At 26.0% G+C, this 12,451-nt stretch carries 11 protein-coding genes; all 11 read left to right on the top strand.

What is annotated here, in order from left to right; translation table 11 throughout:
• Nucleotides 1-23: 23 nt before the first annotated feature.
• The 11 genes from mltG to spoIIGA all read left to right on the top strand — a co-directional run bounded on the left by mltG (nt 24) and on the right by spoIIGA (nt 12,440).
• A complete protein-coding gene (gene mltG, locus EGD97_RS01975) occupies nt 24-1,058 on the top strand; it encodes an endolytic transglycosylase MltG (RefSeq protein ID WP_078681539.1) in 1,035 nt (344 codons plus the stop codon).
• Nucleotides 1,059-1,072: 14 nt separating this feature from the next.
• On the top strand, nt 1,073-1,732 hold the full coding sequence (locus EGD97_RS01970; RefSeq protein ID WP_078681540.1) for an O-methyltransferase: 660 nt from the start codon (nt 1,073-1,075) through the stop codon (nt 1,730-1,732).
• Nucleotides 1,725-2,954 carry a peptidase U32 family protein gene (locus tag EGD97_RS01965; RefSeq protein WP_078681541.1) on the top strand — a complete coding sequence of 410 codons (1,230 nt, stop codon included), beginning with the start codon at nt 1,725-1,727 and terminating at the stop codon, nt 2,952-2,954. Before EGD97_RS01970 ends, EGD97_RS01965 begins: the two co-directional genes overlap by 8 nt.
• Nucleotides 2,955-3,028: 74 nt before the next feature.
• Nucleotides 3,029-3,652, top strand: coding sequence for a uridine kinase (gene udk, locus EGD97_RS01960; protein ID WP_078681542.1), 624 nt, complete (start codon nt 3,029-3,031; stop codon nt 3,650-3,652).
• A gap of 56 nt (nt 3,653-3,708) precedes the next feature.
• A complete protein-coding gene (locus tag EGD97_RS01955; RefSeq protein ID WP_078681543.1) occupies nt 3,709-5,346 on the top strand; it encodes a penicillin-binding transpeptidase domain-containing protein in 1,638 nt (545 codons plus the stop codon).
• Nucleotides 5,347-5,416: 70 nt separating this feature from the next.
• Complete coding sequence (sigK, locus tag EGD97_RS01950; protein ID WP_078681544.1) at nt 5,417-6,109, top strand: RNA polymerase sporulation sigma factor SigK; 693 nt, start codon at nt 5,417-5,419, stop codon at nt 6,107-6,109.
• A 200-nt stretch (nt 6,110-6,309) separates the two neighbouring features.
• Nucleotides 6,310-7,371, top strand: a complete 1,062-nt coding sequence (locus tag EGD97_RS01945; protein WP_127836446.1) for a type IV pilus twitching motility protein PilT — start codon at nt 6,310-6,312, stop codon at nt 7,369-7,371.
• Nucleotides 7,372-7,686: 315 nt separating this feature from the next.
• The gene (locus tag EGD97_RS01940) at nt 7,687-8,952 is read left to right on the top strand and encodes a glycosyltransferase family 2 protein (RefSeq protein ID WP_078681546.1); all 1,266 of its coding nucleotides are present in this window, start codon (nt 7,687-7,689) and stop codon (nt 8,950-8,952) included.
• Nucleotides 8,953-9,127: 175 nt separating this feature from the next.
• A complete protein-coding gene (gene ftsA, locus EGD97_RS01935) occupies nt 9,128-10,390 on the top strand; it encodes a cell division protein FtsA (protein ID WP_127836400.1) in 1,263 nt (420 codons plus the stop codon).
• A 12-nt stretch (nt 10,391-10,402) separates the two neighbouring features.
• Nucleotides 10,403-11,488 carry a cell division protein FtsZ gene (gene ftsZ / locus EGD97_RS01930; protein WP_078681548.1) on the top strand — a complete coding sequence of 362 codons (1,086 nt, stop codon included), beginning with the start codon at nt 10,403-10,405 and terminating at the stop codon, nt 11,486-11,488.
• A 151-nt stretch (nt 11,489-11,639) separates the two neighbouring features.
• Nucleotides 11,640-12,440, top strand: a complete 801-nt coding sequence (gene spoIIGA, locus EGD97_RS01925; protein ID WP_078681549.1) for a sigma-E processing peptidase SpoIIGA — start codon at nt 11,640-11,642, stop codon at nt 12,438-12,440.
• Nucleotides 12,441-12,451: the final 11 nt, after the last annotated feature.

Below are 12,451 nucleotides of genomic sequence, written 5' to 3'. Positions count from 1 at the left end.
ATTTGTTAAAATAGAGGTAGGTTATGAAAAAATTTATTATACCTTTTGTTATTATATTTGCCTTTATAGTATTTAAAATTTATTTAAATATTGTAGGGACAATAAAACAGCCTTTTATAAATAATAATGGAAATATTGAAGTAAAAGTAAGTAATGGTGATAATTTAAATAAATTAATTGCTTCTCTTTATAATGAAAATAAAATAAAAAATCTTTATTTAACAAAATGGTATATAAAAAAGCAAAAATTCAACACAAATATAAAGCCAGGTATTTATAGTATATCTAATAAAATATCGCTAGATGAATTTGTTAAAATTCTTAATGAAGGCAAATATAATAAAAACCTTGTTAAAGTAACTATACCAGAAGGGTACACAATTGATAATATTGCCTCTTTACTCGAAGAAAAAAAAGTTATTTCAAAAGATAAATTTATAAAAAGTATAAAGGAATATAAATTACCCACATATATAAAAAAAGATAAAAACAGAAAATATCAATTAGAAGGATATTTATTTCCAGATACTTATGAATTTGCTAAAGATATGAGTGGGAAAGAAATTATTAATATAATGATTAATAACTTTGAAAAAGTATTAAAAGAAATAGAAGAAGAAAATAATAAATTAATAAATGAAGAAGAAATTGATAAGATAATTATTATGGCTTCTATAATAGAAAAAGAAGCTGAAGTTTCATCTGAAAGACCTATAGTTGCTTCTGTATTTTATAATAGAATTAAAGAAAAAATGCCGCTTCAATCTTGTGCTACCGTAGAATATGTTTTGGGGATTCACAAAACAGTATATACGTATAATGACTTAAAAATAGAATCTCCTTATAATACTTACAAAGTAAAAGCATTACCTGTTGGCCCAATATCAAATCCTGGGAAAAGTGCAATTGAAGCAGCATTAAACCCAGCAAAAACTAATTATTTATATTTTGTATCTAAATTTGATGGAACTAAAACTCATTTTTTTACAAGAGATTATAATGAATTTTTAAAATATAAAAAAGAATCTGATGAAAATTTATTAAAAATGAATAAATAAATGGAGGAAATTTAATGAGTGGAATTACTTACGATTATATGGAACAGTATATAAGAAAACTTATACCTGATAATGAAGGTGTACTTAAAGAATTAGAAATATATGCAAAAGAAAATTCTGTTCCTATAATACAAAAAGAAGTTGGGAAATTCCTTCAATTAATGATAAATATAAAAAAGCCTAAAAAAATATTAGAATTAGGTACAGCTATAGGATATTCAGCTATACTTATGAGTATAAGTTGTAATTTTGATAGTAAAATTACAACTATTGAAAGAAATCCCCAAATGGTTGATATAGCTTATAATAATATATGTAAATATGGATTTAAAGATAAAATTAATATTGTTCAAGGTGATTGTTTAGATATTTTAGAAAAATTAAAAGATAAATATGATTTGATTTTTATAGATGCAGGTAAGGGGCATTATAATCATTTTTTACCTTATTGTTTAAAATTATTAAACAAAGATGGAATTATTATTGCTGACAATGTACTTTTTAGAGGTATGGTAGCATCCAAAGAATTAGTAAAAAAAAGAAAGATAACTATTGTAAAACGAATGCAATCTTATTTAGAAGCAATATCAAATAATAAAGAATTAATAACTTCAGTTATACCTATGGGGGATGGTATAGCAGTAACTACTAAGAGGAGGAATACCGATGAATAAACCTGAGCTTTTAGCTCCAGCAGGTAATTTAGAAAAACTTAAAACTGCTATAAATTTTGGCGCTGATGCTGTTTATTTAGGAGGTAGCAAGCTTAATTTAAGAGCATTTGCGGATAATTTCGATAATAATGAACTTTTAGAGGCTATACAATATGCTCATGATAGAAATAAAAAGATATATGTTACATTAAATGTTTTCCCCCATAATGAGGATTTAGAAGGATTAGAAGAATATTTAAAAGAATTATATAATTTAGATGTAGATGCGCTTATAGTATCAGATCCAGGTATTATAATGACTGCAAAGGAAACAGTACCTAATTTAGAATTACATTTAAGTACTCAAGCAAATAATGTAAATTGGAAATCAGCACTTTTTTGGCATAAAATAGGAATTAAAAGAATAGTTCTTGCAAGAGAATTATCTCTTAATCAGATTAAAGAAATACGCAAAAAACTACCAGAAGATTGTGAATTAGAAGCTTTTATACATGGATCTATGTGCATGTCATATTCTGGCAGATGTCTTTTATCCAATTATATGACTGGAAGGGATGCAAACAGAGGTGAATGTGCACAACCTTGTAGATATAAGTATTATTTGATGGAAGAAAAAAGGCCAGGAGAATATTTTCCTGTTTTTGAAGATGATAAAGGTACATATATAATGAATTCTAAAGATTTATGTATGATTGAGCATATACCAGAGCTTGTAAATGCAGGAATTAGCTCATTTAAGATAGAAGGAAGAATGAAAAGCGCATTTTATGTTGCTACTACTGTAAAAGCATATAGAGAGGCAATAGATTCTTACTTTAATGATCCTAAAAATTATAAATATAATGAAAACTGGATGAAAATTCTTGAAATGTCAAGTCATAGAGAATATCATACAGGATTTTATTTTGGAGAAAAAAATAAACAAGTTTATAAAACATCTTCATATATAAGAAATTATGATATAGTTGGAATTGTAAAAGAGTATAATTCTTCAACAAAAACAGCTTTAATAGAACAAAGAAATAAAGTATTTGAAGGAGATAAAGTTGAAGTTTTTAGGCCAATTGGAAATAATTTTGAAATAATTTTAAAAAATATTAGGGATATAGAAGGAAATAAAATTGAATCAACTCCACAAGCTCAAATGCTTTATACTATTTCTACAGATATTGAACTAAAAAAGGATGATATGCTTATAAAGTATAAAGAAATTAAAAATTAGAAATAAATATTTTAAATAAATTTTTACAAATAATAAAATAATTTTTAGTCTTAACATAAGAAGGGAGAAAATTGATGAAACGCCCAATTTTAATAGGAATTACTGGTGGAACTGGTTCAGGTAAAAGTACAATTGCTCGAGAAATATACAATAAATTTGATGGAAATTGTATTGCAATGATTGAACAGGATTCTTATTATAAAGATCAAAGTCATCTTTCTTTTGAAGAAAGAATAAAAACAAACTATGATCATCCAGATGCTTTTGATACACCACTTCTTATAGAACATTTAAAAAGCTTATTAAAAGGACAAGAAATTTATAAGCCAATTTATGACTTTTCTCTTCATAATAGAAAAAAAGAAACTATAAAAGTTGAACCTAAAGATATTATAATTTTAGAAGGAATATTAATACTTCAAGAAATAGAACTTAGGGACTTATTAGATATAAAAATATATGTAGATACCGATCCAGATGTTAGAATAATTAGAAGACTTATAAGAGATATAAATGAAAGAGGAAGAACTGTAAATTCAGTAATTGATCAATATTTAAATGTTGTAAGGCCTATGCATATGCAATTTATTGAGCCAACTAAAAGATATGCAGACATTATTATACCAGAAGGTGGACATAATAAAGTTGCTATAGATTTATTGGTTGCAAATATAAAGCAATTTTTACAAAAACAATAAATATGGAATAAAAAACCTCACTTTAGGCTAAAATTAAGTCATAGTGAGGTGTTTTTATGAGAGATAAAATCCAAAAAAAGAGAATAATTATATTTATAGTTAGTATATTCCTTATTTTTGTAATTATTTGGTGGAGAATAAAAATATTAATGGTTGATGAAGCATATAAATTAAGTGTATGGGCAGATTCACAATATACAGATAAAATACCTAAAAGTGATTTAAATTATCGATTATTTGATAAAAATGGAAAAGAACTTTTAAAATATAAAAATAAATATTATGCTGTTATAGATACATCCGCTTTTATAAAAAATAATATGGGGACAAAATCTGATGACTTATATGCCCTAATATATATACTTAGAAACTATGATAATAGTTATGATTTATCTAAAGTTGGATTAAATGGTACATCTAAAAAATTAACTTATGAAATAGATGAAATTACATATAATAAATTAAAAAATATAAAAGATGTTAAAGGATTTTATACATATTCAACTTCAGTTGTTGATAGAAGTGAAGCATGGAAAATTGAAAATATGATTATAAATCCTAGAAATCAAGTTGATAATAAACTTAAATCTAAAGATTCTTTGGAAATGATTGTATATAATAAAACAAAGCTTAATCAATATCCTACTATAAATTTTGTTAAAGATATTAATGGAAATGTTTCTTTAGGAGAATTTATAACTCCAGAAAATAATACAAACTTAAGACTAACTTTAGATAAAAATATTCAAGATAATATAAAAGAAATATTAAAAGATGATAAATATAAAAAACATGAGCAAATAGGAGTTATACTTTCAGAGAGCAATAGTGGGAAAATACTTGCAATGACACAAAAAGATGATACTAAACCTAATGTAAATTTAGGATCTACAACGCAAAATGGATTTGAACCTGGTTCTATATTTAAAATAATAGTAGAAGAAGCAGGGCTTGAAAGAAATAGTATAAATTTAGGAGAAAAATATTCATGTAAACAAAATATATATAATATTGATGAAAAAAAAGATCATGGTATTTTGGATCCTGAAGAGGCTTTAATAGTTTCATGTAATAATATATTTGCTCAAATTGGAGATAAAGTAGGTGTAAATAATATTATAGCTGAAGCTCAATCTCAAGGTATTTTTTCAAAAGTTCTCGGATTTGATAGTGAAGTTACAGGAGATTACGTTATGCCTAAATTACCTGGGGAGGGAGCCGGACAATTAGCAATTGGTCAGAGCATGAGAATAACTCCAATTCAAGCAGTAGGTATTGTTAATACTGTGGTTAATAATGGAATTTATGTAAAACCATATATAGTTGAAGCTTATGTTGGGGATAACAATGAAGTAAAAGAATTACTTAAGACAGAAGAATATAGCACATTAAAGAAAAGTACAGCAAATTCTTTAAAAAATCAAATGATAAAAGTTGTTAGAAGAGGAACAGGAGTAGAAGCAGATATTAAAAATATAGAAATAGGAGGTAAAACTGGGACTTCTACTAGAATAGATGGAAATAAAAAAACCTCAGATGGTTGGTTTATAGGATTTTTTAAAGTTAAAAATAAATATTATTCTATGGTAGTATTTGTAAAAGATATAGACAATAAAAACGAACAGGCGGCTAATACTGCAGTTCCTATATTTAAGGACATAGTTTTATCTATATACGATTATTTAAAAAAATAATTTTTAATATAGTCACTTTTTTTATTGTTCTGCCATATTATATTAATAAGCACTATTAGGAGGATCAACTGTGTTCTTCGTAAATTGTTTATTAAATTTAGTTGGCAGCATGACTTTTTTAGTAGCGTATGTTACTAATGGTAATTCTTTTCCTCAGCCACTTGATGATAGAGAAGAAAAGGAATATTTAGAAAGACTTAAAAATGGAGATTTACTTGCCAAAAGCATTTTAGTAGAAAGAAATTTAAGACTTGTAGCTCATATTGTAAAAAAATACTCTTACCAAGGGAAAGAAGTAGATGATTTAATATCTATAGGTACTGTAGGATTAATAAAAGCTATAGATTCTTATGATAGTTCAAAAGGAACAAGATTAGCAACTTATGCAGCTAGATGTATAGAAAATGAAATACTTATGCTAATTAGGAATAATAAAAAAACAAAAGGAGAAGTGTATCTTCAAGAACCTATAGGAATAGATAAAGAAGGAAACGAAATATCTCTTATGGATGTTTTAAGCAGTGATGAAGACTCCATAATAGAAGTTGTAGAAAATAAAATCCAAGTAAAAAAATTATATAACAAAATAGAAAGCTGTCTTGCACATAGAGAAAAAATTGTTGTAGAAATGAGGTATGGACTTCTTGATGGCAAACCCAAAACACAAAGAGAAATTGCAAAAATGTTGGGTATATCACGTTCTTATGTGTCTAGGATTGAAAAAAGAGCTTTAAAAAAATTATTTAAAGAACTTAATCAGTGATAAATAGAAAAAGGATTTAGTTTAAATATGGATATAAAAATAATAATAAAATATACAATAAGAGTTAGAAAACTTAGGAATATATAAATTTCTTTGTTTCTAACTCTATTATTTTAAATTCAGTATATTTAAAATAACAAAAGTGTGTTAAAATATTATCTATAAAATAAAATTATAAAATTTTAAATTTGGAGGATAAAATTATGACGTTAAATGAACTTTTAAATTTAACTGTAGAAAAAAAAGCTTCAGATCTTCATTTAACAGTTGATGCTCCACCTATTTTGCGAATTGACGGAGAATTAGTTTATATAAATTCTAATAAATTATCTTCATTAGAAACTAATCAATATGTAAAAGAAATACTAAACAATGAAGATGATTATAAAAAATATATAGATAAAGGAGAAATTGATATATCTTATTCTATAGATAGTATTGGAAGATTTAGAGTTAATATATTTAAACAAAAAGGAACAGATTCCTTAGCTATAAGATATATATCATCAAAAATTCCAACTTTAGAAGAACTAAAATTTCCACCTATAATAAAAGAGCTTACATTAAAGCAAAGAGGATTAATTTTAGTTACTGGTCCAACAGGTAGTGGTAAAAGTACAACACTAGCTGCTATGATAAATGAAATAAATTTAAGTAAAGCTGTACATATTATTACACTAGAAGATCCTATAGAATATTTACATAGTCATCATAAATCTATAATAAATCAAAGAGAAATAGGGAAGGATAGCATTAGTTATCAAAATGCTCTTAAACATATATTACGTGAAGATCCAGATGTAATTTTAGTAGGAGAAATGAGAGATTTAGAGACAATTTCAATTGCTATAACTGCAGCAGAAACTGGACATCTAGTTTTTTCTACTCTTCATACTATAGGAGCAGCTAAAACAATAGATAGAATAATAGATGTTTTTCCACCTCATGCTCAAACACAAATAAGGATTCAACTTGCCTCTGTAATTCAAGGTATAATATCTCAACAATTAATTCCAAATGCTTTTGGTGGAGGAAGAACTGCAGCATTAGAGATTATGATAGGAACACCAGCAATACAAAATTTGATTAGAGAAGGTAAAACTCATCAAATTGAATCATCTATTCAGACAGGTATAAAATATGGAATGAAAACTATGGATATGGCTTTGGCTGAATTATGTAAAAAAGGAATAATTAATAATGCCACTGCAGAAGATTATGCTATAGATAAAAATATATTTAAAAAAATGATTATGTTTTAATATAATAATTAAGATTATACCTAAAAAGTACTTTTATTAAAAAATATTGATGAAAGTTTACATATAATACAAATCTTTAAATTATATAAACTTATAGAGTAAAAGCTAATTTATAGTTTGTTGTGACTTAGCTTAATTATAATTATAAATTTTAAGAAGTATTTTATTAAATAAATCGGATTTAGTGATAAAATTGCATTTATTAATTTTAGGGAAAATATATAAATTAAAAAATATCTTATATAAAAAATTAAAATACTATAGTAATTAGTAATAATATGTGCTAAAATATCTGTGAACTAGGGGGGATTAATATTGAATATTATAAAATCAATAATGCAGGTTAGTGCAAATATCTTAAGCAATATTGTTTTTATTATTTCTATGTATTATTTGTGTATTTCTTTCTTTGGATTTTATAGAAAAAAGAAAAAAAATATATTTGAACCTGAGAAATCTTTTGCTCTTATAGTTGCTGCCCATAACGAAGAAAAAGTAATTCAAGATATTATATATAGTTTAAATATATTAGATTATCCTAAAGAATTATATGATATCTTTGTAGTTGCAGATAACTGTACAGATAAAACAGCAGCTAAAGCTAAAGCTGCAGGAGCTATTGTATATGAGAGATTTAATAAAACAAAAAAAGGAAAAGGCTATGCATTAGAATGGATGTTTGATAAAATATTTAAGATGGATAAAAAGTATGATGCTGTTGTAGTTTTCGATGCTGATAATCTTGTTTCCAAAAATTTCTTAAAAGAGATGAATAATAAATTATGCGAAGGTTTCAAAGTTGTTCAAGGATACTTAGATAGTAAAAATCCTAATGATACTTGGGTTACTGGTGTATATTCTATCGCGTTTTGGACTTCAAATAGAATGTTTCAGTTATCAAGAGAAAATTTAGGTTTATCTAATCAATTAGGAGGAACAGGTTGTTGCATAGATACCGATATTTTAAGAGAATTAGGTTGGGGAGCAACATGTCTTACTGAAGATTTAGAGTTTACATGTAAATTAGTATTACATGGATATAAGGTAGGATGGGCACATGATGCTGTGGTATATGATGAAAAGCCTCTTACTTTAGCACAATCGTGGTGGCAAAGAAAAAGATGGATGCAAGGATATGCTGATGTAGCAAGCAGATACTTTCTAAAATTGCTCAAAAAATTTATTAAAGAGTTTAATTTTACTGCTCTAGATTGTGCTCTTTATAGTGTTCAACCAATAACTATAGTAGTATTGGGTATAGCAACAATAATAGACGGACTAACTAAAATTAAAAATTTACCAGAGCTTATTAATTGGTTTTTAAATATTAATAATTTAAATACAGTTACAGTTGTTCTTTTGATTGTTGCAATATTGCAATTCATTTACACTCCAATAGTATTATTTCTTGATAAAAAATTAAGCTTAAAAGTACTATTTTATTATTTAATATTCCCTATATATACAATAACTTGGATTCCAATATCAATTCAGGGTATAATTGATAAAAACAAAAAAGATTGGAATCACACAGTACATACAAGAAGTGTTAGTATTAATGAACTTGAGAAAGCAAATTAAAAGGTGGAAATTTCCGCCTTTTAATTTTTTGTAGCATTATATGAAAAATTATTTTATAATTTATATTAAAGTTATTCATAAAATATTATAAATTTCTATAAAATTAAGAGGAAAAATAGATTTTTTGTTGAATATATACAAATAGGGTTCTCTTATAAGGGGGGAAAATGACTTAATGGATGAATACATAGTAGGTATGGATATTGGTTCTTCAAAAATTTGCGTTGCAATTGGTAAAAAAGATAGACAAGAAAAACTTCAAATATTAGGAGTGTCTTCAGCTAATTGCAATGGATTAAAACAAGGTATAGTAGTTGATATAGATGCTACTGCAGAAGCAATAAAGCAGTGTATTGAGCAACTTGAAAGAATGATAGATACTCATATAAGAAATGTTTATGTATCTTTATCAGGGGGAATATGTGAACTTGTATCTAGCAAAGGAGTTGTTGCAATTTCATCTGAAGATAGAGAGATTAGCAATAAAGATGTAGAAAGGGTTTTAAAAGCAGCTAAAATAACCTCAGTACCAATGAATAAAGAAATTATAGGTGTAATACCTAAAAAATATATTATAGATGGTTATGATAGTATAAAAGATCCTGTAGGTATGTCTGGAATTAGACTAGAAGTAGATGCATATGTGATTTTGGCACAATCAACAATAGTTAATAATTTAATAAAAAGTGTTCACAAAGCTGGATTGGATGTTAGTGGTATTGTATTAGAACCTTTAGCTATATCGGAAATAGTTTTAAAGAAAGATGAAATTAATATGGGAACTGCTATTATAGATATAGGAGCTGAAAAAATAGATATATCTATTTATAAAGGAGGTAACTTAATTCGTATAGATTCCATTCCTTTTGGTGGACGTACTATAACAAATGATATTTCAATTTGTCTAAAAATACCTTTTTCAGAAGCTGAAAAACTAAAAATAAAATATGGTTCTGTTGAAAAATTAGACAAAATTGATAGTAAAATAAAGATTAATTCAAATTATAATGAGTCTATAACGATAGATTATTCTACATTAGTAGACATAATTGAAGCAAGAACTGATGAACTTTTAAAACTTGTGAGGAAAAAAATTTATGAAAGTGGATATTTAAATGATATAAATGGAATTGTGTTAGTTGGAGGCGGAATAGCTCTATTAAATGGTGTTGTAAATTTAGCAAAAAAAATATTTGATAAACCTGTAAGAATAGGAGTTCCTGAATATGTAGGGGCATCCAATCCTATTTATACAACCGCTGTAGGAATAATTAAAGATGTATTAAATACGCCAAATGTAAAAAATGAACAAAAAATTTCAAATATAACCTCACGTACAAATACAAATCAAAAAAGTTCTAATAAAGAGGAACAACAATATACAGAAAATAATAGTGTATTTTCAAAGATAAAAGGATTTTTATCAGATTTTTTCTAAGGAGGTATTATTGTGCTAGATTTTGATGTTGAAATTGAACAATTTGCTCAGATAAAAGTAATAGGTTGTGGTGGTGGAGGAAATAATGCTGTTAATAGAATGATTAAAGACGGATTAAAAAATTTAGAGTTTATAGCTGTAAATACTGATAAACAAGATTTAATGCGTTCACAAGCATCACAAAAGATACAAATAGGTGACAAACTTACAAAAGGATTAGGTGCAGGAGCCAATCCAGAAATAGGCATGAAAGCTGCAGAAGAAAGTAAGGAAGAAATAGCTCAAGCAATAAAAGGAGCTGATATGTTATTTATAACAGCTGGAATGGGTGGCGGAACAGGTACAGGTGCTGCGCCTGTAATAGCTGAAATAGCAAAGTCAATGGGAATTTTAACTGTAGGAGTAGTTACAAAACCTTTCCCGTTTGAAGGTAGGAAAAGAATGCTTCATGCAGAAATGGGTATAAAAAACTTAAAAGAAAGAGTAGATACTCTTGTAACAATACCTAATGAAAGACTTTTAAGCATTGTAGATAAAAAAACTCCTTTAGCTGAATCTTTTAAATTAGCAGATAATGTATTAAGACAAGGTGTTCAAGGGATTTCAGATTTGATTACGATACCTGGACTTGTTAATTTAGACTTTGCTGATGTTAAAACTATAATGATAGATAAAGGATTAGCGCATATGGGAACAGGTGAAGGTAAAGGTGACAATAGAGCACAAGAAGCTGCAAAACAAGCTATATCAAGTCCTTTGTTAGAAACTTCAATAGTTGGTGCTACAGGAGTTTTATTAAATATTACTGGTGGACCAGATTTTTCATTAATTGAGATGAATGAAGCTGCGGAAATAGTTCAACAAGCAGCGGATCCAGATGCAAATATAATAGTTGGAGCTGTTATAGATGAAAATTTAAAAGATGAAATAAGAATTACAGTTATAGCAACAGGATTTGAAGATAATAAAAGAGAAATAAAGTCAGCAAATAATATTATTACAGGTAGAAGTGAAGCAGCATTAACTTTAGAAAAAGATAAATATGATGATGGAGACTTAGAAATACCAGCTTTTTTAAGAAGAAATTCTAAAATATAAAAAGTGCATTATGCACTTTTTTTATTTTGCAAAAAAAATAGTAATATGATGTAATTTGCCGTTTTTTAAAGGTAAAAAATGGATTTTAATATTATAAAACGACAAAATTTTAAAATAAATAGATATATAATAAATTAAAGGGGGGGGATATATGATAGTACATATAGATGTTTTATTATTAGAAAATATTATAATAAATTATTTTCTTTTATATATAACTTCTCAAACACTTAGAGTTAAAATATGGTTTAAAGAAATGATTGTACCATCACTTATTGGAGGATTATATGTATTAACTATAATATTTCCTAAATTAAGAATTTTGACTATACTCCCATTTAAAATTCTAATGGTATTTATAATGATTTTACTTTTATTTAGGAATAAAAGTTTTGTTTTTAATTTAAAAGCTGGATCAATTTATGTTTTATACTCTATGCTTCTTGCAGGATTATGTTTTTTTATTGAAATTAATGGAAACTCAGTATTGCAAATTAATAATATTACTATAAATTTTAGTTATAAAAAATTAATTTTATGTATAATTACCATTTATTTATTTATAGATAGAATTGTCATATATATAAGAGATAGAAAAGAAATTAATTCACTTATATATAAAGTTGATATTATAAATAAAGGTAAAGAAAAAAGCATTAGAGCTTTTTTAGATACAGGAAATGAATTAAGAGAACCTGCGACTAAATTACCTGTAATGATAATAGAAAAAAAATACATAGATGATTTTAAAATCAATGATAAAAATAAATTTTATATTCCTTATAAAGTTGTAAATGGTCAAATAGGTAATTTAATTGGATTTAAACCAGAATATATAGTTATTCATAATGGTGAAGAAATAAAAAAAAGAGAAGTAATAGTTGCTGTTTGTGAAAATAGATTAAGTGATTATGATGATTATCAAGCTCTTTTATCTAGAGGAATAATTTAATTTGGGGGGAA

Source organism: Clostridium prolinivorans, assembly GCF_004011155.1.
GTDB classification, from domain to species: domain Bacteria; phylum Bacillota; class Clostridia; order Clostridiales; family Clostridiaceae; genus Clostridium_AT; species Clostridium_AT prolinivorans.
This window is presented reverse-complemented; position numbering and strand designations above follow the sequence as displayed.